Raw genomic sequence first — 25,694 nt, forward strand, 5'->3', positions numbered from 1 at the left:
TCTTTGTCACTTACTCTTGTCTTTTCTCTGTGTCTCTGTGTCTCTGTACTTCGGTGGTGAAAGGTCTTGGTTTTTGCGTCAGTCTTGTCGATGTAATTTTTCAATACGGAGGTTTTTAGAAGTTCCCTACTGAAAAATTCGGGTTAGATATTTGCTTTCACGACAAACTCGACGCCAACCTCGCGCCAGCATTCGATTTCCTTTTGCAGCCAGAATGCGACTGTCGGATGCAAGGTAACCCAGTCCTGGCGAATTTCGAGTTCGATTTTATTTTTCATCTTCAACCGAAAATCAGCATAATCAAGCTCAACCCGCGAGTGCATAAAAGTCACGGACAAACGTAGCGCCAGTACCGCTTTGGCGAAATCAAGATCGGCAAAACTATCGCTGATTTTTCTGAGATTACCTTTTTGGCTCAAAATCAATTTGCTCATTACACGCTGTTCACGGGTAGTGAATCCGGCCATGTCGGCATTCTCAATCATGTAGGCGCCGTGCTTATGGTAGCCCGTATGCGACACTACCATGCCAATCTCATGCAGCATCGCACTCCAGTGCAGATGACGGGTATAGGTATCAGAGGAAGGTTTCAGTTGTGCATACAAAGACTTCACCATATCGGCTACGCGATTAGCGCGTGTCACATCAGCATGGAATAGAGTCGCAGCGTTATGCACCGCCTGCTCACGTCGGTCGCGCTTGGTTGAGCGCAAATACAAATCCCACATCACGCCCATGCGCAAGCCCGCTTCAATCGGGCGAAGTACATCAATATTAAATTCTTGCAGCAGCCCGATTAAAATCGCCAGTCCACCGACAACCATTGCAACGCGCTCTGGTTTGATGCCGTTTAATTCCAACTGACTGATCTGCCCGCATTGCACGCAATACTGTTTGAGCGTGGTCAGGCTTTGTAAGGTGATGCTGCCGTCACCGAGACTGTTTTTTGAGAGTGCATCCGAGATCGCACGTATCGTTCCGGACGAACCATAGGCGTTACGCCAATGCTCGGGCTGATATGGTGGCGCGGCATCTTCAAACAAGGATCGTGCAGATAAGATGGCGGCTTCGAAACCTGCTTCGGTGATTTTCCCTTGCGGGAAAAAAGTAGAACTATGTTTGACTGTGCCGATGCTGAAGGATTCGACTTTAACGATCTCGTGCCCACGCCCGAGAATGACTTCGGTTGAGCCTCCGCCGATATCCAGAACTAAGCGACGTTCCCCTGGGATCGCAATGGAATTAGACACCCCCATGTAAATCAGTCGCCCCTCCTCCTCACCTGAAATCACTTCTATGGGATAACCAATCGCCGCTTCAGCTGCAGGTAATAGGGCTGCCGCATTTTTGGCAATCCGTATCGTATTCGTCGCGACAACCCGTACCGCATCAATAGGGAACTCGTCGAGGATGAGTTTAAAACGCGCCAGACTATCCACCGCACTTTTGATCGCTGCCGCCGTTAAGTTGCCTTGACTATCCAGACCTGCTGCGAGCCGGATAGGGTCGCGCGCACTTTTGACGACACGAATCACATCACCTTCATGACGTCCTATATGCAAGCGAAAACTATTTGAACCAAGATCAACGGCTGCAAACATACTGCGACTCTCCAATTAGATGTATCGATACAAAATGCATCATGCAGCAAGTAATTTTTTAGCAAAAAACTGATTGGACCACATCATCAATCAAGGGAATGTCCAGATGATATTCTCTGTTGACTCACTATTCTGATAAATGATATTAATCATTATTTATGACCTCAGAATGACGTTATCTACGCTAATAAATCGTCTCTGCGATCTCATGCGGGAGTGAAAAAACGTCCCCGCATAGATTCCAGTCCAGTACTTTTTAGTACTTCAGCCAGACGCTCCGCAGGGCGTTTCGCAGGTAAGCCTTTATATTCAGCAATGATCAGCTCGTTTTTCATCGAGTGCTCCCAGCCAACCAGTTCTGTCACACGCACCTGATACCCATGCGCCTCAAGCTGCAGGCAGCGTAATACATTGGTGATCTGACTACCGAATTCGCGCGTGTGGATGGGATGACGCCACATTTCAGACAAGGGATTATCCCTGACTGCATCGGCTTTATGTTTGCGCAATTCAGCCGCAACTTCCGCCTGACAGCAAGGAACCAGCACCATGAATTTTGCTTTCTTTTTTAGGCCAAATTCGATTGCATCGTCAGTCGCGGTATTACAGGCATGCAAAGCCGTCACAATATCAATCTGATCCGGCAATTGTGTTGAACGAATGGATTCTGCAACAGATAAATTCAGGAATGACATTCCCGGAAAATCCAGGCGCTGCGCGAGTTCCGTCGATTTGCTGACCAGCTCGTCACGCGTTTCTATGCCATAGATACGGGAAGCATCCTGACCTGCTGTTGCCTTAAAAAACAGATCGTACAGAATAAAACCGAGATACGATTTGCCTGCACCATGGTCAACCAGACTCAGATCTGCGTGAGTCTCACGCAGCTGCTGTAACAGAGGCTCGATAAATTGATACAGATGATAAACCTGCTTCAATTTACGGCGACTGTCCTGATTCATCTTGCCGTCACGCGTCAGGATGTGCAGCTCCTTGAGCAACTCAATGGATTGACCGGGACGAATCTCGTGGTGCTGCTCTTGCTTATCGGCAGCCTTCGGTAATGGAGTAGGTTTGTTTTTATCCTGCTTATGCTTCATCAGGCGGCCTTGATAGGTGAATTGGATCATAGTGCGACTAGCGCACTGGAATAAGCACAGTGCAATAAGTATAGACACTTCTCAGCACCAGAAAAAACAAAAAAGGATCCAGGCTTACACCTGAATCCTTATATTTGCTTGTAACTTTGGTAGGCCGTGCGGGATTCGAACCTGCGACCAACGGATTAAAAGTCCGCTGCTCTACCAGCTGAGCTAACGACCCAAAGACTGCTGTTTATAATCAATGCGCGATCTGCAGAAAACGAATGCAAATTCAATAACGCTCTTGCTTATAAATGAAAAAGACTTAGATTTTCACCTAAGTCTTTCGAATTTCGTGGTAGGCCGTGCGGGATTCGAACCTGCGACCAACGGATTAAAAGTCCGCTGCTCTACCAGCTGAGCTAACGACCCGAAAGAACGAAATTATAGTATGTTCCATAATCCCTGTCAACGAGCTTGCCGGATTTTTTCCTGTGCAAGCCTGTTCTCTCGGATCGCAGGCTTATTTTGTGGCGGCCAGACGACTCTTTGCCGCTTGCGCTGCATCGGTCTCAGGGTACTGTGCAATCACTGTTTCCAGTGTTTTTTTGCTACCCGGTTTGTCTTTTAATTCAAGCTGACAAGACGCAATATTCAGCATTGCATCCGGGGACTTAGGATGATCAGGGTAATTCTTCACTAACTGCTGCAAAGAAGAAATCGTGTTTTTGCAGTCACGTTGTGCATACCATGAATTGCCTAGCCAATACTGCGCAGAGCCTGCATAAGCGGACTGCGGATAATTCACATTGAACGCGGTAAATGCTGCACTCGCATTTTTATAATCTGCCGCTTTAAACAAGGACAGCGCGGCATCGTAGGCACGTTGTTCGCCAATATCGACCGTCGCTTCTTTGCCATCGATCGTCATTTTTTTTGGTTCTAATTTGCGCACGCGGTTATCAAGATCGACATAAAAATCTTGCTGACGACGTTGCGTGTTTGCGAGATCATTGGTCAAGACTTCTACTTGACCACGTAATTTCGCAATCTCACCGCGCAATTGCTCGATCTGATTTGCCAGTTCCAATGCACTGCTTTTATCGGCTTTTGTATCTAGTTTATTGTCTAACTTGGTACTGACGGCATCGACCTTGGCACGTAAATCCAGTATCGCCTTACGCGCTTCGTCGTCATCAAAAATGCCTGCAGAGGCACTCAATGGCAACGCAGACGCCAGCAACATCGTGCATGTCATCACCCGCATCGATTGGGGAAAAGTAAACAATTTCATGGGATTGGCAATTTAGTGAATTGAAGCAGAAGACTGGAAAGCAATGAGTGCTTTACGCGGAGGATCAGATGACATTTTGAACAACATCTGACGGCCGTCAATCTACATAATAGAGGATTGCTCTCTACGAGCAATCCTCGGCCGCAGATTATTGATAGACGATATCGGAACGGCGATTCTCGGCCCATGATGCTTCATCGCTACCCGTTGCTTTTGGTTTTTCTTTACCGAGAGAAACCGCTTCAACTTGTGCCTCAGGTACGCCTAACAGAGCTAGTGCTTTACGAACAGATTCAGCACGTTTTTGACCGAGAGCCAGATTGTATTCACGACCACCGCGCTCATCGGTATTGCCCTGGATCAGAATTTTACGGCCCTTGTTTGTCACCAGGTATTTAGCGTGAGCCTCTACCAGTGCTTTGTATTCGTCTTTGACAACATAGCTGTCATAGTCAAAGTAAACGCTGCGTTTTGCCAGGACACCTTTTGGATCATTCAAAGGATCAACAGAGCCGGTATCAACAGTGCTGACAGTACGTGTATCCGGTGTTGTTGGTACCGTGGTAGTTGCAGACTTATCTTCCACTTTCGCTGGCTCTTCCAGTTTGACCGGCGTACTGCAAGCAGTGATCAGAGCGATGCTGGTCAACAGCAATGCGAGGGTAGTTGATTTGATCGGTGAGCGCATGTAATTCTCCTTTTTGTAAACTAAAAAACTTAGAAATTTCGGTAAAAAATGTAATCCAACAATTACTTCATGAAGGGACCCCACGTGGGCTCCCGAATATCTCCGGCTTGCACCGTCAATTTTTGCTTCACTCTGCCATCGATCGAGACTACCGCTAATGAACCGCGGCGACCGGATTCGGTGGCGTACATGATGTATCTGCCATTCGGTGAAAAACTTGGTGATTCGTCTTTGACCGTATCGGATAAACGCTGCTCCTGACCGCTGGCCAGATCCAGTGAGTACAACTGGAACTTACCTTCACGGCGGGAAATAAACGCCAGGGTTTTTCCGTCTGGCGATATCCTAGGAGTAATATTATAACTGCCGCCGAAGGTCACGCGCTTGGCATCACCTCCCGCAGCACTCATGCGATAAATTTGCGGTCCGCCACTACGATCACTGAGAAAGTAAATATATTGCCCATCTGCAGAAAATTGTGGCTCAGTGTCGATACCGCTGGTCTGCGTCAAGCGCTGCAATCCCGTGCCATTCGCGTTCACCTGATAAATCTGGGTTAAGCCATCACGTGACAATGAAATCGCCAGTTTGCTGCCATCCGGTGACCATGCCGGTGCAGAGTTGCTCCCTTTGTAATTTGCAATCACGGTGCGCTCACGCGTGATCAGATTCTGTACATAAATCACCGGCTTCTTCGCCTCGAAAGACACATAGGCTACCTTAGTTCCGTCCGGCGACCAGGCTGGTGAAATAATCGGCTCATTCGAGCGCAATGCGACTTGCGTACCATCACCATCGGCATCGGCTACTTCCAGGCGAAATTCATTACCGGCTTTAGTCACATAAGCAATACGGGTAGAAAAAGCACCGCGCACACCGATCAATTTTTCATAAATATCGTCGGCGATTTTATGTGCGGTCAGGCGTGTATTGGCTGGCGGTGTCGCCATTGCAAACCCGGATAATGTCGATGATTTGATGGTGTCTAGCAATTTGTAGCGCACATCAAAACGACCGTCACTCAGCTTCTGCACACTACCGACGACTAGCGCCTCGGCACCACGCGACTTCCAGTTATCAAAATTGACCGGGCTGGTTTCTGTGATGACCGTACCGACATCAATCAAACGAAAATAACCACTGCGCGTCAGGTCGTCTTTAATGATGGATGTAATTTGTTGCGGTGTTAAAGCTTCATCTGCAAAACTCGCAATCGCAATCGGAATCTGCGTGGAGCCGACACCCGATACCTCAACCCGCAATTGCGCATAGGCCACGTTAGCGGCCAGGCTAGCGCTCAATCCTAAGACTTTAATCAAGGAAACTATCTTCATTCCGGTTTATTCTTTCATTCTATGAACGTACACAATACTTGGCGGCACTTCACCAGATTTGTCTCTCGGGAAAGGTGCAGATTTCTCAATCGCTTTTTCCACTGCTTCATCAAATCCGGGAACACCTGAAGATTTTAACTTTCGTATTGGACCACGCAGAGAACCATCGGGCAATAGCTCAATCCGGTATTCCACGGTAGGATTGTTACCAGACGTTTCAGGGACATTAAATACGGTGTTTGAACGTACTTTGGTACCAATACGTGCGGCATAACTTGGATCGCCGCGATTATTACCCGTTGATTTGGCTGCATCACCAGTGCCGCCGCTGCCTGTCGCGGTTGCCTGTCCGGTCAAACGGCGCATATCTTCTTCGCGCATTTTTTCTCTGGCAAGCTGCTCTTTATTTTGCTGTTTTTTGCTGTCAGCAAGCTTTTTCTTATCGGCGTCTTCTGCCGCCAGTTTCTCTGCTTTGATTTTTTGCTCGGCGAGTTTCTCTTTTTCTTTTTTCAATACCAACTCTTGCTCTTGCTTGCGCCTGGCCTCTTCACGCTCAGCTTTTTGCTGGTCTTCGAGTTTTTTCTTTTCGACGAGCTTACGCTTTTTTTCTTGCGCCAAGGCGATCTCGGGGTCTTCGACAGGCTGCTCTTTTACGACGGGTTTTTCCTGCGCCACCACTTTTTCAGGTTCAGGCACGGGCTCTACCGGTACAGGTTTGGGTGCGGCATCTCTGGTGCTCATATCCCAGACTTCCGCTTCCACTGCCATTGTTTCTTTATTCTGCCACTGCACACCAACCCATAGAAAAATCAGCAGTAACAAATGCACCAGTGCGGCCAAGCTGACGGAGCGCCACTGGCCGGGCTCACGTGGAAATCTGTCTGCGGGGATATTCAGGGAAAATTCTTTCATGACTTTATATGATGCACCAATTGCTGCTTAGTTCCTTGATATGGCCTACAAATGATTGCCTGAGCGCTATTTTCAAGCGGATATTGCATTGCAAATAAAATTATAAGCGGGATCACTGAGCGAAGTCGGGAATTGCGGTCTAATTAAATGAAAACGTATAGTAAGCATCGACCGAGGACTCGTTTCCTGTCCTGCCGATAATGCTGATGCGCCGGGTCAGTTGCCAGCTCAATTTAATTGCGCCACTGGCATCGGACAGACCACGCTCAACCGACAGCACGATTCCCGGTGCCAGCCGCTTGCCGATGGTAACGACCTGATCACCCGAACTTGATCCTAAAGAGGTAGCGCCAGCAATCGTCTGGCTGGGCAACTTAGAGCCATTGCCGGTATCCGCAGTACCCATTGAAAATTCGTCAAAACCCAGACCATGCACCAGATCTCGTGGAATATTGCGGCTGCCATCTCCGCCGAAAATAGCGCTCGCTGCCGACATCAGCAAGGAGGCATCATTCCCGGCGATCTGATCTGAGCCGCGGCCAAGTACAAGCCATGACAGCTTTTCGGCATCAGGCACGCTAGGCTCTGAAACCAGACGTACTTGCGGCGCAGCAACCGTACCGACCACTTCCACGCCCGCCTCTACCGCCAGTCCCAGCCGCAAAGCGCGGATATTCAAACCAGGATTTGCCGGCGGTCCCTGAAAATTCAAAATGCCACGCTCTATTGCCAATTGCTGCCCATAACCTTCATAAGCGCCACCAACCGTACTGATGGAGCCACTGGCCTGCATAGGATTACCATCCGCAGCACGCAAGCGTATGGTGCCTGTCAGCGCCGTATCTAGCCCACGGCCAACAAATACAAATCGGGGTCCCATATCAAAACTCATGTCGAGCCGGGACTTCAGCGCTTTCTTGCTGGCATCTTCTGCGACCTTGGCTTGTGCTGCTTTATCCTTACTGCGGATCACGACGACATCGCTAGACAAACTCGGCGGTGGCAATTTGGGCAATTTAAAATATCCACCATCGGCTTTAAGCTTTCCCGTCAAGTTCCAGACGTCTTTGACATTCACGATATTTGTCTCGCCGCTGACCACGAGCCAGCGGTCATTTCGCTGCAAGAGCGGGAACTGCGTCATCTTCGCCTGAATATTGCCACTCTCATTACGGATGTCGATATCACCGCTAGCACTGAGCTCGCCTTTTTGCCCGATCCAGTTGACTCCCTGAAATTGCGCATGGCGAGGCATCATCGATACGGTATTCGAGAATTCAAGGCGATTCAGCCTTACATGACTTTCATCAATGACAGCGTCCAACACACCATTGGGCAAAAGTAAGCCCTCAGACGCAAATGCCACTTCGAGTTCACGTCCACTGAGCTTGGCCTGATACTTCGGCTGCTTCATCTGTCCGGCCAGTTGCGCGTCGATCAGTAATTTCCCTTTTAATGCCAGGCCGGGATTGATCCATGGTCCCAGCCACTGCACATCGGGAATATCTGCCTTAACCTGGCCAGCAAGAGCGGCATCGGAAGCAAAAGTCCAGCTACCGGATCGCTTGCTGACGGCAGAGTTCGCCTGTAATTGCCAGCGCCCTAGCCGTGCGCCATCGGCGGTCGCATTCAGCTCCAATTTGTTAGCATCACTACCAGCAAGCAGTCCACCTAAAACAAGATGCATTTGCAAATCACGGATACCTAAAGGAATCGCTTTACCGGTGCCGTCAGCATCATTGATACGCACGTCACCGCTCTGACGCTGGATATGCAACTCTCCTTGCAGGTGATCTTTGAGTTGCAGGTTCCATGCGGTATCGAGCAGCAGATCTCCCTCGACGGCATATTGTGGGCGAATCAGGTTTGCCAAAGCAATCGCATTCATCGCGGCCCACTTCCCTTGCGTTTTGATACCGTCCGGCGACCACTCGAACTGCATCACATCCAGACGGCCAATCGATCCTGCCAAAGCCAGGTCAGTCACACTCAGCGATTGGCCCGAGGCGCGCAACTTCACTGGTGCAAGCAAATTGAGATCTGGTTTGCCCGTCAAACCGGCACTCAGAATTTGCCCTTGCCACTGCAAAGCGTCATCAGCAGATTTTTCAGCTGCATTCGTCTTGCCGCCCAGACTACCAGTGGCTTGCATCGTTAAACTACGTGCTTTGGTAAAGCGAGTATTCAGGCTGATCGCATGCGACTCGCGCGTGCCCTTGAGCAGCAAGCTGATTTGTTCCGCCAGGACTGGCAAGCCCACTTTTTTATTCGCATTCAGTGCATCTGTTGTATTGCCTGGCACAAGATCACTGTGCAAATTTTTGACTTGAATATCGCCATCAAAAGCCCCCTGCACACCATGCGCCAAATCGAACTTGGCCTGCACGCTATCAACTTCCCATTGCTGACCAAAGCGCAGTTTTTGTGCGCTAATATCGATCATTCCTGCGGGCTCAGTCATTTTTCCGTGCAGACGCAACTGAGCTTTTAGATTGCCTGCCAAGGTTTGTTGTGCGGGCAACCATGGCGAGATTGCCGTCAGATCGCTCATCTCCATCGTCACTTGCAATTGGTCCTTATCGTTCCCCCAGACGCCTTGTCCGGTTATATAATTTTTACCCCAATGCAGGTCAAGCTGCTTAATGCTTAAGGCAAGATCTTGCTGCCAGTGCGCATCAATCACGCCGTTCAGGCTCTGTCCTGCATATTGTCCTTGCAAGGCAGGTAGCTGCAATTCAATATCGAGTTTTGGCTGAAGATGACCAGAAGCCGAAAAGTTGGCATTAATATTTCCCGCCGGCGCCTTGATCCAGCGAGCGGGATTAAGGTGTTGCATGCTGCCTTTGACATTAAATTGCATCGCACTATTCAGGCTCATCTCGCCCTGTGCTTGCAAACGCGACTCCGCTGAAGTCAGATCGAATTTTGTCAATCGTAGCAATGCTGTTTTTTCTGCCGTTGCTATGATTTTTTTCGGCGCTGCAGCTACACCATTTTTCACATCCATCTCTGCTTGTGCTTTTAGTCCCGGAAAATAACTTGCCTCGGCATTCAGACTGGCACGGGGATCGCTCAATTGCGCTTGAAAATTGATCTGATGATCCGGACGTGATTGCGCCTGAATACGTCCCTTTAACTGAGTCGGCTGAATATGTTGATCCAGCAGCGCCAGGTCGACGTCTGCCACATCAAAGCGAGCATCAACCAGAGGCGCGCCTCCTGATGGTAACTGCACCGTCCCTGAACCTGAGATTCGCCCTTTCCCCGCCAATTGCACCTGCATCTGATCCAGTGAAAAGTGATCGCCGTTCCAGGCGACTGCCGAAGTCAATTTCGTGAAGGGCAATCCGTTTTGATCAAAACGCCTGGCCTGCGAATTACCGATCTGTATCTTGCCAGTCAAATGCAAACCCGTTGAACTAACGGATGTCGTACTGGTAGATTTTTTCACTGCGGGTGTCGATGCGAATGTCGATATCGATGTCGCTGACACGACAACAGGTTGTATGTCAGCGCTGATATTCAAATTAGCAGCGGGCGCCTGTGCGACAAACTCAGCAGGATTTAAACCAGAGATCGTTGCTTGCAAACTGCGCATTGGCTGCGCGGCAAAAGGCGTGAGCACCGCCTTCAGTTCTCCTTGCAAGGCCGGCGCTGGTTGCGCTCTCTGAACAGTTTTAGTTGCAGCTACAGTTGCATTGGTATTTGTTTCAGCGCTCACCGTCTTCTGGCTTAATGTCGCTCTGGCATCTACCAGCAATTCTTCCAAGGATCCGGAAAGATTGGCGACCACACCGATCTCAGGTAATTCAATATCAGGCTGACCGCGATAATTGAGCTCTGCCTGGGTTTTAAATGGTCTCTGTGTCGCCATCGTCATGCGGGCACTGACATGACCAAAGTCTGTTTTGAGGCTGGCTTGTATTTGATGCTGCAATTGACCGAAGTGCAGTTGCCCCGTAACCCCCGTTAACGTCATCACGGGAGTACGCTTGATCTTACTGCTGTCTGTCACAAAACTGCCAAATCTGATTTGTCCCATCGCCATCTGATCCAGCACGATCTCAATGCCTGGGCTGAGGCTGGCTGGCAAACTCGCCGGTGTTTTATCCTCTAACGTGTCAATCTGCAAGCTGACAACTTGCAAATTTTGTATAGAAAGCTTTCCATACAAAAGGGCTGACGGTTGCCAGCGCAGATTTGCACCGTCTGCTTTCACATGAATTGTCGCCGTCTGATAACGCAACTCACCTATCGTTAACTCATTCATCAGGTGACCACGGACATCCGCAAAACTGAGCTGTCCCGCCGTCATCACTTGTATCAGCTTGAGTAAGCTAGTCGTCCCTGATTGAGTCCAGCCTATCCATCCCGCCAATCCTGCTACAACCGCCAGAATAAAAGCCAGAGTCCATAGGCAACGGGAAACAAAACGGATTTTATTTTTTTTCACCGTGCTCATATCTGCCAAGACAGACGTAGCGGATCCACTGGTAACAATACCTTGCTCAGATTGTGGAGAGTCCGGATTCATATTGCATTCATAGTGACAGTAGTTGCATCATCAAAATGCAATCGCGATCGAAAAATCGAGGCGGAATTTTTTAATATCTTTGCCGTAGGCGAGATCTAATGCGACCGGCCCGGCAGGCGTTTTATAACGTCCGCCAATGCCGTAGCCTTGTTTGGCACTGTGATCACGCCAGTTATCTGCTGCATCACCAAGATCGACAAAGGTCGCGGCGCCCCAATTGGATTTGGTCCAATGCACGTACTCGGCACTCGCCACACCCATGACTTTGCCACCGGTGACGGCGCCCGCATTTTGAATACCCAAGCTTTGATAGGCGTATCCACGCACCGTGTTACTACCGCCAGTGCGAAACAAATATTCTTCAGGAATACCGTCGCGACTTTGCGACAGGATCTGGCCTATTTCTGCACGCAGGATAATGCTGTCACGCTGCCCTACCGGTATCCAGCGCTGGTACTTGGCATAAGTGCGGATAAAACGTTGATCTGACAATAAAGCTTTTTCTGAAAATGCCAGATCGAGTTGAGCAATCTGACCTTTGCGCGGCGCAAAACTGTCGTCGACATCGCGCCATGTCCATCCTATTGAGGTCACCAGAGCTTTATTAAAATTTGGTAGCTCGCCATCGATTTCTACTTTTTCACGCAAAAAATTCAAGCCGATACGCTGCTCCAGATGATTGCGCGTACTGGTGCGTTTGACGCCAAGAGCGGTGCGAGTCAGTAACAGTCCCGAGATGTCCTGCCGGTCTGCCAGTACACCAAAGGAATCTAAAAATTGCGTATCTCGCGGCGGCAGATAAATATCGGCATAGCCGAGCTGACGCTTTTGTTCGATACGCACGGCACTGCGTAAATCCCATGCCTTACTCAGGATATCGCGGTCACGGTAAGAGACTTCTGCCCGGAATCCAGTATTGCTGCTGTAACCCGCACCAAAACCCAGATCACGCGCTTTGCGCTCGACCACACTGACCTCGACAGGCGCGTTATCGGCCTTCGCCGGATCGGTATCGACATTCACCGCAACGGTGGAGAAATAGGCAGAATTTTGTAAGGCTCGCTGATATTCCAACAGACGGGAGCGCGAATACGGCTCGCCTTTTTTTGGTGGCTGATAACGATCCAGCAGCCATGAGGGAAACCGCTGCAAACCAGTTATGCTCATCTCACCCAGAGTAAATGGCGGCCCGCTATCGACATCAACCGCAAGCATTGCTGTATTACTGTCTGCATCAACCGTCGCACTGCTATTGGCAATGGAGGCTGACGCATAAACATCAGAACGCAAGGCTTCTATCAGCGTCGTCTTTGCCTTATCCCAATCCTCATCACGAAACGCGGCGCCGGCGGGCAACCCCCAGTCGGCGGTCAGTGTGCTCTGCCGCTTGACGGCGTCTGTCTGCCCCGTTTTATACGCCTCGTTCAGCGCGCCGGAAAATTGTAGCTTGACGTCCTTGATCAGAGTTCTGGCGCCAGCATCAATATTGACACGAATAACAGAATTTTCACCTGACCTGACGCCGCTTGTTTTTTCGCTGGCATCACTGGCATCAAATGAAATAAGCGGAGAAAAGTAGCCCTCCGTCGCCAGAATATTTCCTATGTCGAGCCGTAATTTGCGCAGCAAAGTCGGTGTCACGTTTTGCGGATCTGTGCCTGGAGCAAGCTCGGGAATATGCTGCTTGATCAGTGCCAGCCAATCCCCGCTGGCGTCTCCGATCTGAAAGCGCTTAGCGGATGCGGAAACCATGATGGCGTCATTGATGTTGTCACTGCTGACATCGCTAACGACATCACTGTTCACCATCTCATTTTTCATGTCGGCAGGCGCATCAGCCTGCTGATTAAGCGGCTTCTCAGCTGTACTTACTGTGGTCTGCGTTGTTACTGGCGTGACTGACTCAGCAAGCAAGCTGAGCCGCGGCTGTTCTGATGCAAGACAATCGGTAAGTCCCGCACTCAATACCATCAAACTGCAAGAGAGAACAACTGAACGCACAGGCATCACTTGGTCGCCAGGCCAACCCGATTGATACCGAGTTTTTTCGCCTCAGAAATAACTTGAATGATTTCGTCGTACTTCATCTCTTTATCCGCCGACACCATGACCGACAGATCCGGCTTGGCATCGTGATATTCCTTGAGTTTTTGCATCAACTGCTTGTGATTCGCGGCGGTCTCTTTCGACTCTTGTTTGCTATTGCCGTTGCTACTGCCTTTGGTATTGATGCTGATCGCGTATTTATTCGTATCAAGCGTGATTTCTATATAGTCTGACGGTGGTTGTGTCGACTGCCCCGCCGTCGGCAGATTGATTACGCTGGGATTGGTCATCGGTGCTGCCACCATAAAAATCACGAGCAAAACCAGCATCACATCGATATAGGGAACGACATTAATTTCAGCTTTAAATTTGCGTTTACGTTCGCCACGCAGAGAACTCATGGCAACTTAGCGGGATTGTCTTTGCAAAATATTCGAGAACTCTTCGATGAAGGTTTCAAAGCGAATCGCCAGCCTGTCGATATCATGTGAGTAGCGGTTATAAGCCAATACCGCCGGAATCGCTGCAAACAAACCAATCGCTGTCGCAATCAGTGCCTCGGCAATGCCCGGAGCGACCGCTGCCAGCGTCGCTTGCTGCACATTCGCCAGACCACGGAAGGCATTCATAATCCCCCAGACAGTGCCAAACAAGCCGACGTAAGGCGAGACAGAACCGACCGATGCCAGAAACGATAAATGTGCCTCCAGATGGTCCATCTCCCGCTGATACGCTGCGCGCATCGCACGACGTGCGCCATCGAGCATGGCGGTCGCATCAAGGGTTGCCTTATTTGCCGCTTTGACCTTGTGGTACTCACTCATACCCGCTTCAAAAATACGTTCCAGCGCACCGGTCTTATCGCCGCTGGAGCGACGATTCGATGCAGCAACCTGATAGAGCTCGCCGAGGTTGCCGCCGGACCAAAAATTACGTTCGAATTCTTCTGTCTGCTTGCGCGCTCTTTTGATCGCGAACATTTTGCTGAAAATATAATTCCAGCTAGTCACGGAAACGCCTAGCAACAGCAGCATGACCAATTGCACCAGAACCGACGCATTGGTAATCAGGGTGATGAACGATAAGTCTTGAGTAACAGTCATGGTTTCTTTACTTTAGATTTTTACAAAAATTTTCGGGCGTTTAATATCAACTAGAACCAACCAGAACCAACTAAATCAGATTCTGGTGCCAGCCTCATATCACTCTGCCCCAATCAATTTTTCGCACCGCCTACTTTTTTCGCTACCCTTTAACTACGTGGTCTATCGAAAAATTAACGGCGAAGCTTGAAGACGATCGAGCGCAAATATTGATTTAAAACGATGGCAGCGAACAAGTCATTGGCAAGCTCAGGCAATTTTTTGCAAAATCTCACCCGGAATAGCCGCTGGACGCACCGCGCCAACACTCACACAGCCCACCTTGATTTTGCCTGTCACCAGCAAGCGATCGCCACACCAGACTTCTTGAATAAACTGTACGGAGGCACGCCCCAGCTTTTCGACCACAACACTGATCCTGAGTTCATCATCCAGTCTGGCGGGAGCATGATACTCGACAGCCGTGCCTTTGACGACAAACATCACCTGATGCTCGGCACTCATGATCTGCTGATTAATTCCGGCAGCACGCAACCATTCAGTCCTGGCACGTTCAAAAAACTTCAGGTAGTTTGCATAAAACACGATGCCACCTGCATCCGTGTCCTCGTAGTAGACACGCACAAACCAGTTAAATTCTCGCAGCATAGCGCTCAATGATTTTATAAAAAAGGGGGAGTATCTTTATTTTTAATGCTGATCGCGCAATATATGTAAGGACAAATAAAAATACTCTCTACCAGTATGACAAATAGTAAGCGTTTAGCAATCGGTTAGCAGCCGATCAGCAACCGCCCGCTTACACCGCGTTGCGCTTGATATTAAAACCGCCGAAGCCCTGACAGGTCGGCAGCATTTCGATATAGTTGATATTGACATGCGGCGGCAAGGTTGCGACCCAGTAAGCAGACTCTGCAATATCCACTGCCGTCAGAGGCACGGTACCTTCATAGACTTTTGCGGCAGCATCATCATTACCCTTGTAGCGCACATTCGAAAACTCAGTACCGCCGCATAATCCCGGCGCGATGTTCGTTGCACGTACTCCCGTGCCGACCAGGTCGGCACGCAAGTTCAGCGTAAACTGATCAACAAACGCCTTGGTTGCACCATATACATTGCCGCCCGGATAGGGAATAGAGCCAGCGATCGAACCAATATTGATGACCAGACCACTACCACGCTGCACCATAGCGGGCAAAATCGCACGGGTGACACGGACCAAACCCTTGGTATTGGTATCGATCATAGTCTCCCAGTCATCCAGATTCGCCTGGTGCGCCGGCTCAGTACCGAGAGCCAATCCTGCGTTATTGACCAGGACGTCGATTTGTTGCCAGGCAAGTGGCAATTCTGCCAAAGCATGCTGAATGGACTCTTTATCTGTTACGTCCATTTTGATCGGCAATAGCGCAGCACCCAACTCTGCATGCAATGCCGCCAGACGGTCTGTGCGACGCGCTGTGGCAATGACTCTGTGTCCGTGGCTGACAAATTTTCTTGCCATCTCTTCGCCAAAACCGGAGCTGGCACCTGTAATTAAGACAATCATGATTACCTCTTATCGTTATTAAAATGCGTACGCCGTGCTTTTAACCGAGATTATCCATCAGGATTTACGTTAATGAACGTTGATGACGGATACACTTTTCGAGGCAGCCTTACCCTGAATAAAGTGATAAGGACTAGCCATGAGCCAATAATAAGGTTCAAAAAGTGGCCCAAATGACCAAAAATGCACCGTCAGCACTTAAATAACAGCTTTAGTGCGCCTGATAGAAAATCTTGGTGTAACTGTAGACGTTATTCTATGCGGTTTTATCACATCCGTCTGAAGCGACTGGCGCCGTTCGTTGCGCTTCATCAGACTCGGTATCGGATAGAGAGGGATGTCAGAACGACTCCCCCATCAGCGACAGAATCAATTTTCTTAATGTAATCCATGCCTTAATCTACTTTTTAATCCATTTATATCGCAGGCTATTCTTGCTCAATCAGAAGGCTTGACGTAGAATTTGCAAACCATTTCGTCTCACGTGACTGGCGAAAACGTCTTAACCTTGCTATGAATTGCTATACAACATTCTGGCAGCGACTAACGGCGAAGATGGAGATCCATCGGGAAGCGTGAGATTTCAATAGCCGTGCGCCTGGGTAGCCTGGATGGTAAGAACGATCAAGGCTGCTCGCTCTATTTGTCTATGCGCTTTATCTGGCTCGGGCACCTGATCCATTACATTCACTGATTCACCTTCTATCTCAACAGGAAGCTTGTCATGTTCGCAAAAAATCATACTCTCGCCAATATTGATCCCGATTTGTACGCCGTGATTCAACAAGAAAATCACCGCCAACAAGAACACATCGAACTCATCGCCTCAGAAAACTACACCTCGCCAGCCGTCATGGAAGCGCAAGGCTCACAACTGACGAACAAATACGCCGAAGGCTATCCCGGCAAGCGCTACTATGGCGGCTGCGAACACGTAGACGTCGTTGAGCAACTTGCGATTGATCGCCTGAAAGAATTATTCGGTGCCAACTTCGCGAATGTACAGCCGAACTCAGGTTCACAAGCGAACCAAGGTGTGTTCTTTGCTCTGCTGAATCCAGGCGATACCATCATGGGCATGAGCCTAGCCGAAGGCGGTCACCTGACGCACGGCATGCCCTTGAACATGTCGGGTAAATGGTTCAATGTGGTTTCTTATGGCTTGAACGCGCAAGAAGACATTGATTACGACGCGATGGAAAAACTCGCCCGCGAAACCAAACCAAAACTGATTATCGCCGGCGCATCGGCATTCGCATTGCGCATTGATTTCGAACGCTTCAGCAAAATCGCCAAAGAAATCGGCGCTTACTTCATGGTCGATATGGCGCACTATGCCGGCCTGATCGCCGCTGGCGTCTACCCTAACCCGGTACCGTTTGCCGACGTCGTCACATCAACGACCCACAAGAGTCTGCGCGGCCCACGCGGCGGCATCATCTTGTCAAACGATGAAGCGATTGCAAAAAAAATCAACTCTGCAATTTTCCCTGGCCTCCAAGGCGGCCCGCTAATGCACGTCATCGCAGGCAAAGCCGTCGCGTTCAAGGAAGCACTGACACCGGAATTCAAAGCCTATCAAGAACAGGTCGTAAAAAATGCAGCCGCACTGGCGAACACGCTGACCGAACGCGGTTTGCGCATCGTTTCTGGTCGCACAGAATCTCACGTGATGCTGGTAGATCTACGCCCTAAAGGCCTGACAGGAAAAGAAGCCGAAGCAATTCTCGGCTCCGCCCACATGACCTGCAACAAAAACGGCATTCCTAATGATCCACAAAAACCAATGATCACCTCCGGCATCCGCCTCGGCAGCCCGGCCTTCACAACACGTGGTTTCAAAGAAGCAGAAGCCATCAAAGTCGGCCATCTGATCGCAGACGTACTGGACAATCCGAACGATGCAGCAACCATCGAACGCGTCAAAGTCGAAGTCAAAAAACTGACTGACGCCTTCCCTGTCTATGCAGCATAAAACCTCAGCTTGCTAATAAAATGCCACTCAATTCGAGTGGCATTTTTTATACAGCAGTCGTTTTAGACAGTCTGAATTGAAGCGTGAAAATAAAATGAGGAAATTCAACTCGTCAATACACGAAAAATCAACACATCGTCAGGGATCAACACGAGCAAATAGCAACATACTCCCACCATGTATTTATAAACCACGCAATACTTTGGTGCGTGAGCGGTCATTTTATGTAATATTGCAGGGGAGTATATAAAATGTATCGCATCTATTGCGACACCATCGATTGGAATAAACATCATGAAATGCCCCTACTGCCACAACGATGACACGCAAGTCATCGACACCCGGGTGCCCGAGGACGGCAACACTATCCGTCGCCGCCGCCGCTGCGCCAATTGCGATAAACGCTTCACCACCTACGAGCGTATCGAACTCATCATGCCATCCATCGTCAAAAAAAATGGCAGCAGAACAGAATTTGAACCCGCAAAATTACGCGCCAGCCTGATGTTAGCCCTGCGCAAGCGCCCAGTATCGGCAGAAGCAGTCGACACCGCAATCCAACGCATAGAAGAAAAATTATTATCCAGCGGCGAACGCGAAGTCATATCTGGCTACATAGGCGAGCTCGTCATGAGAGAGCTGAAACGCCTGGACAAAATCGCCTATATCCGCTTTGCCTCTGTGTATAAGAGCTTTGAGGATGTGTCTGAGTTTGCTGAGGCGATTCAGGAGATTGCCAAAGAAAAAAAGCTGAAACCTGATTGAGTTTCAGCTTTTCTGTGTGTCAAAAATCAAATTATCTAGTCCAACATTCATCCGAAGTCTTAGGCGCAACCAAGTTCGCATTTGTTTGTTGACCTAAATTATTCAATATGAACGTCCCACATTCATCACTGGCCATTGATTGACTAGATACTGGCACTGCTTGAATAGTATAGGCAGTAGATGTTGGAAATCCGCTTGAAAAAGAAATTGTATACTGGGCAGTGCCAGTTTTTGGTGAGGACAAAACTGGCAAACTAGCTGCTAATCCAGATATATTTTGGTCATAGCGATTATTTTCAGTAAAGTAACGCTCCATAAACTGCGCATCTTCCAGCAAGATACTTTTAACCTCTGCACGCCGACTTTTACGAATATTACTTGTGTAACTTGTGACCGCAACGGCTGTTAATATTGCCATAACAGCCATCACAATCATTAACTCAACTAAAGTAAACCCACGTAATTCGCTTTTGTAAATCATATATTGGCTCACTTTCTTTATTAATCTTTGCCCAAAATTTGACGCCACAAGCGAAGTGTCGGTATGGAATCTGGTGCAGCATCCTCAGCTTTTGATCCACCAATAATTTTTCCTCCTGTATCGGCTTTATACATCTTAACACCACCCTTTTTACGCAATATGGTATTACCAAACGTTAAAGAGCCAGAAATACCACTTGCTTTAATATCTGTAGCATCGACCTTATTATCCTTATTGGTATCTAATACAGTACGATTAACGGCTCCCCCGGTAATTGGATCAATAACCATCGTGACCGAGGTGCCATCTGTAATACAAGGGTCTGTCGCACTACCAGGTATAACAGTTGTATAAAATACTGTTCTATATACTACCTCGGGATCTATGATAATTCTCTCACTAGGCGCTAGATTTATATACCAGCCGCGCTTTGAGTTCCAATCAACCGAATTGTTACTCAGTAATGTTAATCCAGTACCAACGGATGACAATGTTTGCTGAACCAGATTGGACTGTCCAGCAACAGTGGATGCAGTGACATTAGCAATCCCACTGTTATCCCAAATACCATATATCGATTGGGTATCTGTAATTGAGGGATCTGCAGTCTCAAACAGTTTACCTGTCCCAAAGGTTACGATGAGTCCACCTAATGGATGCGGATATAAATCTGGCTGTACAGTGATTGGTTGTGCTTTGCCAGAAGAAACTGCTTGAAATAATCTAGTTCCTGAAAACGCTACAGTAGTACCTGACGTACCAAAATCAAATTTCCATAGGTTCCCTTGTAAATCTCCTGCATATGCAGCGACAATTGTTGAATTTTCATCAATTACCAGACGGGGGGTTGCAAGTCCATTGGGGAGAGAGTTGCTACCTACTCCAGTATCTACTTTAGTAATTACACCTGTAGATAAATTAACCATGAACAAGATTGCACGTTTAGAGTTACTCTCATAACCGTTTCCGAATACGGCAACCCAATCTCCATTTGCTGCGCGACCAACCTGAGGGTTTCCTATCGTGTAACCGATTTCTGGGTCATCACTCGAATTAACCTCCCAGAGAACGTCAGTAGATTGAAATGTACCTCCCGTTGTAACGTCGAGCGCAAATACACCTCTGCCACCAGCTCCTGTCGTTCCAACCAGTACCGTCTTCCATCCTCCGATATACGCGTCTGCAATAGTTGGCGTGCCATTCACGAAGAATTTGTGTGTATATGCTGGGTCTGCAAGGCTAGGTAAATTAGACATCACAGTTTTAGGCACATATGCAAATGTCTCTCGCCCATCGCTCACTCTGAAAGCATGTAGCATTCCATCGTTCGAACCTACATAAACTTTTGGGTTCGCCAAACGGCTTTTCTTTGTACTTGTATAAAAAGTAAAATAGCTAGATTGACCTGGTGTTCCAGCGGGTAAAAAGCTGTATCCCTCATCTTCACCTTCACTGATAAATTGAGGTGTTGATCCGACCAAATCTCCCAGCAGATTTTGCCTATCCCTGAATGGACCACCGCTTAACACTTCTTTTGTTTTATTACCTTTAATGTAATCAACAATATCACTACCGGTAACCTTTGCACCGAACGTTAGAGTCGCAGCAGAAGTAAAATAAGTTTGATCTGTGGTAGCCAAATTTGCAAAGTCAAATGCCACTCCTTTGACAATACTATCTCTATAACTAAAAATATTTCTTGGCTGAGGCCAAACTGTATTTTGATCAATAGTCCAATCAGTTCCGGTAATAGTTCCTGCAGAGTCAATATTTAACTGCTGTAAACCGCCAGACCAATCTTTAGTATTGTAAGTAGAGACGTAAAGCTTTGAACCCGCTCTAACAGTGTTGCTAGATGTTCCTACCGCTGCCGCGTCACCAGAACGTGCTGCAATATCATTCAAAGCGGAGGCAAGTGAATTACCGAATTGTTTTGGGTTGGCGGCACTGAAATATTGACCATGCCCATTAATTGCTGCATGCCAAAGATCGTCTACATTATTAATAGAATCAGCAGATGGTGTTGTCCAAGACTTGGTACCTGCAGTTAATGCTGGTAAGTCTGTTGCCGGATCCAAAGTACCAACCACTCCCAGACCTACTGTATAAGTAACCAAATGTTGCCAAAACGCTGGATCAACATTTGTACTTGCCACAGGGACATTTTTCTTAGACACACCCCAGTCTGGGCGCAAATCCGTTTTCCAATAATACATAGCAACATCAGCTAATGTATCTGAATTACTATCTTGGTAAGGATTTACAGGCGAATACTGATAAGTACTACCACTTGAACTAGTCATTAGCGAGCCGCTTGTGCCATCGTTGTTTTGATTGGCTGGACTTGATGCACTACTACCGTTCCAAAATCCGTCAGTCATTAAAATATGGTAATTTTGTCTGCATGTTGCCTGATCGGAATTTACCCCAGAATTAATCACATTTTGCCAAGGTCCGCCTATGTCCGTACGCTGAAAATACTTGCCAACAACGTCCATCGCTTGACGCAAAGGAGTGCCTGAACTCGGCATAGGATGTTGATATAACAAATCAAAAAAACCTGTTCTGTTTGTACCAGAAAAATCTGTACTAACACCTCTCTGTATTACAGCTGTATTAACACCATTAATACTAGTAGTTGGGGCATTAATTGCACCAAAGCCAACCCTCAAATTTGTAGCCTGCTTAGCAAATGCGATCCCAGTACCACCGCGGGCCATTAATATACGAGAGCGCCAGTATTGAAACCAATTCGCAAAATTCTGGATCTCCTCTTGATAAGTGCAACTTGTACCAGCACAATCCGTCCTGTCAGTCGTTTTTATAAATGGTGCATTTGCCGGTTTAATTTCTATTCGACTAAAACAACTAGTAAGCGTTGAAGTCTTAGCGCCTGTACAACCGGTGCCTCCTATATATCGAAAGTGAGTTGCAGGATAAAAATCGCGCTTTTCAGAAACATTAGATCCTGGATTAGTATCTTTGGCCCAACTGCGCGCACCCCAAACGACTCCCTGAGCACTACTTGTTAGATCAATTGTTCCAACCAAACTTCCATTTGACGGGGCAATCGGATTGAATAATGCAGCAAGAGGATTGGCTGCAGCCATTGGATTTCCGTTAGAAGATATCCAAGGATCATATCTAACGTCTGGGTCGTAGTACAAAGCATTGACATCAGACGAGCGATACCTAGCAACATAAATATTCATGGCATTATTTGTTCCAACACCATCGCCAAATCCCATAACATCATTTTTATTCTGTCCCCCATAGTAAACGCCCACAGGCTGAGGAAATCCCTGTTCAGCATAAACTAAGGAATCGGGTACGGCTTCAAATTGCATAGAACCAGAGTCATCTAGAGTAAAAAAAACGTTTGGCGGGACATTTGGTCGCACCAGCGGCGGCAAATTAGAAATCGCAGCCGTAGCCGAAGATGCGAGTGCAAGTTGCAGTAAGAGCCCCTGAACCAAGGCTAAACTTACAATTTTTTTAAAGTTGTGTGTCATTTTCTCTTACTCCTTACTATTTTAGGTACCAGGTCGCACAGCGACTTGTAGCCACACCACAGAACTATTTGTTGCCCCTACACCGCGGGCTGTAATCAGATAAGCGGAGCCTTTATTCTGACCAGTGACGCCGCTCTTAGGGCGAAATTGCCATTTTTCAATCATACATTGTGGCTGAGACACAACATTTAGCACTGTGCCAGCAGGAAGAGTAGTGGCTATTCCACCGGTGCCCCAATTAGTTTTTACAGTCCATAAGGTCGGCATCGTCGATCCAATTAAAGGAGGTGGAGAAATTTGCACAATAATTGTCTGCACTGTCTCCAAATCATTCTGGCAATATCGCAATGCGCGCTCCGCTGCTTGAAAAGCTAAATTCTGTTCACGTAAATTACCGGCAACTTTTTCATCCAATGTTGCACGTCGTATAGCTGTAATCGCAAGAAGCGTCATAATCACAAGGAAAATCATGCTTGTAGCAAGTACGAATCCCATTTCAGTTTTATGCAATCGTTTCAATTTAAACTCCCTGCAGCACGACTTCTCAACGCGACGACTGTTGAGAAAGTTTGATATAGACGACGATCTGATGGAGTAACAATGCTTCCAGCACAATCTCTATATTTTTGGGATGCAGTGGCCACGCCATCATTCGCAGAGCGCGCGACGACACAAATTTTCACTGAAATAACCTTTGACCACTGACTACCGCTGCCTGGCAAAGGCATCGCATCTACTTGAGATGCTGAGATATAACGATCAACTGTTTGAGTATCCACTGCGTTCACATAGTCATATCCGAAACCATAAGTGATTTTCAAATCTTGAATATTTTCTGCAATCGGCTGGGCAACATTCGTAAAAGTAAGAGCTCCGGCCAATGTTTGGCCGCTTCCCTGACAATACAGTTCGGACATACCTGTTGTAGGGCTGATCGCAACGTAAAAGCGGTTTTCAACTACTTGTGGACTGCGGATAATTGCAGCACCAAGACAATCCGCCGGAAGGCCGCCAGATGTTGTATTGGCGTTTGCCTGATCAACCACATATCTGACCAACACGCCATCTGCAGCAGTCGCTGGAGGGGTCGATACACAACCGCGAGTAACCGTAGCGGGCGAAGAAAACCCCCCTGAGCAACCCTCGATTCCATCCATCTGAGTTGAAGCACTCGACGATGACATCAAATTTGTATTGTTGACGGCGATCACCGAAGGATTTGTCAACTCACCATAACCTGCCATTCTCAGATGGAATGCAAGTAAATTAAGCGCAAGCCGGCCATCCTCCTCAAGACGCCCCTTATCGTCTGTGGCGCGAGCTGATTGCTTACTACTTGAAAAAAGTGAGGTAATCGAAACGAGAATAACAAGTCCAATCGTCAACGCAATCATTACTTCTACTAATGACCGGCCGCTTTGATTAAATGTAGGTTTAAAAGAACTCATTTTTAACTTTTTTAAGGTGTAAATGTAACAACAAAACAACGCACACCAGTGCCCGGTGGAGTTGGCGTATTACCACAGGCAGGATCTGTTGTTATCAAACTAGGTTCTTTCCACATAACCGTTACATCAAAACCCCCATTGACGTTAGAAACGATAAAACCAGCCCCTCCCAAAAGGCGTCTAGATAAATTTATTAACCACTCTGCTTGATCTATAGCTGCGATTTGTGCTGCAGAACAAGGTGCAGTACAAGTAGGCAAGGTGGGAGGGCTAGCGACCGTAGTAGAGTAAGAAGTCGTATATACATAAGCGCTTGCCTTTGCTGCAACAGCATTTGCACGCATGCGCTCGCCTATGTCATACGCTGCCTGCATCGCCTCTGATCGTTGGGCAGAAGTTTTTTGGTACTTTAAAGCGTTTAACTGTAAACCAGCAACCCCCAAAAGCCCCATCACTGTGATCACAATAGCGATAATGACCTCAATCATAGAACTACCGTTTTGATTAGTTATTTTCATTTTTTCAAACTCCACCGCATGGACTAGTGCTAACACGTGCACGTCCTCCAGAAGCAATGCAAATATATCGGTCATGCGAGGTTTCAGTATCCCAATTTGGGCGATTTATTCCAAATTGAATAAACGTACCAAAAGTTTGCCCCGTTGGACCAAACGTTATATATTTTCTACTTGTGTTAGGAATGATTGAGATATCGTCTAAATTTTTGGAAAGTTTTCCTTGAGCCAGTATTAAAATATCTGGCGGAGTACTTGTCGGTTGATATGTCCCATTATTATTTTCATCAGTGAATACAATCCATCCATCAGCCCAACCTGAGTTGCTTGTTGCTAAACTATTGGTAGTAGAACATGTTGGGGTCGAATAATTTGCAGTTTCACTACGACAGATAGTTACGTTCTTATTTCTTTTAATAGCTTCTGTCCTAGCGAGTAATAATGCGCCATGCAGTGAATTGACTGCGGTAGAAATTCTATTTGTGCTACTTGCAGACTGAAAAGATGGTATTGCAAGCGCAGATAAAATGCCAACAATAGAAATAACTACCAACAATTCGGTCATAGAAAAACCTTCTACAAAAATCAAGTTATCTTGGTTTCTCATTGTCGTCTTCATTTAATTAACTATATTTATCTATGTTATCGATTAATTTGGAAAAATAAAAGCTATGCCAGATTAATGGTATTTTTTAGCGGATGTTCGGTAATATATAAATTATGCAGCACATGTTATCGGACATATACGACAATAACGGCAGGAAGTTTTCGACGAATTTTCAGTTCGGCGACCATATTGGAGTTGGCTATGTACTGGCAAACGGCTGGGACCTTGCGGTCAAGATTCAGCAC

Annotated in this window: 21 protein-coding genes, 2 tRNA genes and 1 riboswitch; of the genes, 3 read left to right on the forward strand and 20 right to left on the reverse strand. The window is 47.6% G+C overall.

Going from position 1 to position 25,694, the window contains the following annotated elements:
- Positions 1-143: 143 nt before the first annotated feature.
- The 14 genes from ACO0K3_RS18725 to ACO0K3_RS18790 form a co-directional block, all read right to left on the reverse strand.
- Entirely contained in the window at positions 144-1,601 is a 1,458-nt protein-coding gene (locus tag ACO0K3_RS18725) for a Ppx/GppA family phosphatase (protein ID WP_422987246.1), read from the reverse strand.
- Between the two features lie 206 nt (positions 1,602-1,807).
- Positions 1,808-2,731, reverse strand: coding sequence for a class I SAM-dependent methyltransferase (locus tag ACO0K3_RS18730; protein WP_422987248.1), 924 nt, complete (start codon positions 2,729-2,731; stop codon positions 1,808-1,810).
- 117 nt (positions 2,732-2,848) lie between these two features.
- Positions 2,849-2,924 (reverse strand) — tRNA-Lys (locus ACO0K3_RS18735).
- A gap of 115 nt (positions 2,925-3,039) precedes the next feature.
- A tRNA-Lys gene (locus ACO0K3_RS18740) sits at positions 3,040-3,115 on the reverse strand.
- Positions 3,116-3,206: 91 nt separating this feature from the next.
- Positions 3,207-3,977, reverse strand: a complete 771-nt coding sequence (gene ybgF, locus ACO0K3_RS18745; protein ID WP_422987250.1) for a tol-pal system protein YbgF — start codon at positions 3,975-3,977, stop codon at positions 3,207-3,209.
- Positions 3,978-4,125: 148 nt separating this feature from the next.
- Positions 4,126-4,665: a peptidoglycan-associated lipoprotein Pal gene (gene pal / locus ACO0K3_RS18750; RefSeq protein ID WP_422987252.1), complete on the reverse strand. Its 540-nt coding sequence runs from the start codon at positions 4,663-4,665 to the stop codon at positions 4,126-4,128.
- A gap of 62 nt (positions 4,666-4,727) precedes the next feature.
- Positions 4,728-5,999 (reverse strand): Tol-Pal system beta propeller repeat protein TolB, encoded by a 1,272-nt coding sequence (gene tolB / locus ACO0K3_RS18755; protein WP_422987253.1) that lies wholly within the window; start codon positions 5,997-5,999, stop codon positions 4,728-4,730.
- Between the two features lie 6 nt (positions 6,000-6,005).
- Complete coding sequence (gene tolA / locus ACO0K3_RS18760; protein WP_422987255.1) at positions 6,006-6,911, reverse strand: cell envelope integrity protein TolA; 906 nt, start codon at positions 6,909-6,911, stop codon at positions 6,006-6,008.
- Between the two features lie 139 nt (positions 6,912-7,050).
- Positions 7,051-11,445, reverse strand: a complete 4,395-nt coding sequence (locus ACO0K3_RS18765) for a translocation/assembly module TamB domain-containing protein (RefSeq protein WP_422987257.1) — start codon at positions 11,443-11,445, stop codon at positions 7,051-7,053.
- Positions 11,446-11,475: 30 nt separating this feature from the next.
- The gene (locus tag ACO0K3_RS18770; RefSeq protein ID WP_422987259.1) at positions 11,476-13,452 is read right to left on the reverse strand and encodes an autotransporter assembly complex protein TamA; all 1,977 of its coding nucleotides are present in this window, start codon (positions 13,450-13,452) and stop codon (positions 11,476-11,478) included.
- Positions 13,452-13,892, reverse strand: coding sequence for an ExbD/TolR family protein (locus tag ACO0K3_RS18775; protein ID WP_422960924.1), 441 nt, complete (start codon positions 13,890-13,892; stop codon positions 13,452-13,454). Before ACO0K3_RS18775 ends, ACO0K3_RS18770 begins: the two co-directional genes overlap by 1 nt.
- A gap of 6 nt (positions 13,893-13,898) precedes the next feature.
- Positions 13,899-14,594 carry a protein TolQ gene (gene tolQ / locus ACO0K3_RS18780; protein WP_422960923.1) on the reverse strand — a complete coding sequence of 232 codons (696 nt, stop codon included), beginning with the start codon at positions 14,592-14,594 and terminating at the stop codon, positions 13,899-13,901.
- Positions 14,595-14,843: 249 nt separating this feature from the next.
- The gene (ybgC, locus tag ACO0K3_RS18785; RefSeq protein ID WP_422987261.1) at positions 14,844-15,242 is read right to left on the reverse strand and encodes a tol-pal system-associated acyl-CoA thioesterase; all 399 of its coding nucleotides are present in this window, start codon (positions 15,240-15,242) and stop codon (positions 14,844-14,846) included.
- A 151-nt stretch (positions 15,243-15,393) separates the two neighbouring features.
- Positions 15,394-16,146 carry an SDR family NAD(P)-dependent oxidoreductase gene (locus tag ACO0K3_RS18790; RefSeq protein WP_422987263.1) on the reverse strand — a complete coding sequence of 251 codons (753 nt, stop codon included), beginning with the start codon at positions 16,144-16,146 and terminating at the stop codon, positions 15,394-15,396.
- Between the two features lie 474 nt (positions 16,147-16,620).
- Positions 16,621-16,757, forward strand: a riboswitch (ZMP/ZTP riboswitch).
- Between the two features lie 113 nt (positions 16,758-16,870).
- On the opposite strand from ACO0K3_RS18790, the gene glyA reads away from it, so the two are divergent.
- Together glyA and nrdR are read left to right on the forward strand one after the other, a co-directional pair.
- A complete protein-coding gene (gene glyA, locus ACO0K3_RS18795) occupies positions 16,871-18,121 on the forward strand; it encodes a serine hydroxymethyltransferase (protein ID WP_422960920.1) in 1,251 nt (416 codons plus the stop codon).
- 294 nt (positions 18,122-18,415) lie between these two features.
- Complete coding sequence (nrdR, locus tag ACO0K3_RS18800; RefSeq protein WP_422960919.1) at positions 18,416-18,886, forward strand: transcriptional regulator NrdR; 471 nt, start codon at positions 18,416-18,418, stop codon at positions 18,884-18,886.
- A gap of 31 nt (positions 18,887-18,917) precedes the next feature.
- Here the strand turns inward: nrdR and ACO0K3_RS18805 are convergent, their stop codons facing one another.
- From ACO0K3_RS18805 to ACO0K3_RS18830, 6 genes are all read right to left on the reverse strand, one after another.
- Positions 18,918-19,367 (reverse strand): type IV pilin protein, encoded by a 450-nt coding sequence (locus tag ACO0K3_RS18805; RefSeq protein ID WP_422987265.1) that lies wholly within the window; start codon positions 19,365-19,367, stop codon positions 18,918-18,920.
- A 20-nt stretch (positions 19,368-19,387) separates the two neighbouring features.
- Complete coding sequence (locus ACO0K3_RS18810) at positions 19,388-22,714, reverse strand: pilus assembly protein (RefSeq protein ID WP_422987267.1); 3,327 nt, start codon at positions 22,712-22,714, stop codon at positions 19,388-19,390.
- A gap of 186 nt (positions 22,715-22,900) precedes the next feature.
- Positions 22,901-23,398, reverse strand: a complete 498-nt coding sequence (locus ACO0K3_RS18815; protein WP_422987269.1) for a pilus assembly PilX family protein — start codon at positions 23,396-23,398, stop codon at positions 22,901-22,903.
- The gene (locus ACO0K3_RS18820) at positions 23,395-24,327 is read right to left on the reverse strand and encodes a PilW family protein (RefSeq protein ID WP_422987271.1); all 933 of its coding nucleotides are present in this window, start codon (positions 24,325-24,327) and stop codon (positions 23,395-23,397) included. Before ACO0K3_RS18820 ends, ACO0K3_RS18815 begins: the two co-directional genes overlap by 4 nt.
- An 11-nt stretch (positions 24,328-24,338) precedes the next feature.
- Positions 24,339-24,881 (reverse strand): type IV pilus modification protein PilV, encoded by a 543-nt coding sequence (gene pilV / locus ACO0K3_RS18825; protein WP_422987273.1) that lies wholly within the window; start codon positions 24,879-24,881, stop codon positions 24,339-24,341.
- Complete coding sequence (locus tag ACO0K3_RS18830; RefSeq protein WP_422987275.1) at positions 24,850-25,449, reverse strand: GspH/FimT family pseudopilin; 600 nt, start codon at positions 25,447-25,449, stop codon at positions 24,850-24,852. Before ACO0K3_RS18830 ends, pilV begins: the two co-directional genes overlap by 32 nt.
- 122 nt (positions 25,450-25,571) lie before the next feature.
- Here ACO0K3_RS18830 and ACO0K3_RS18835 point away from each other — a divergent pair.
- The coding region (locus ACO0K3_RS18835; RefSeq protein WP_422987279.1) for an acyloxyacyl hydrolase at positions 25,572-25,694 on the forward strand (123 nt) is incomplete at its 3' end.

This window comes from Undibacterium sp. Rencai35W, from assembly GCF_049340185.1.
Taxonomy (GTDB): domain Bacteria; phylum Pseudomonadota; class Gammaproteobacteria; order Burkholderiales; family Burkholderiaceae_D; genus Undibacterium.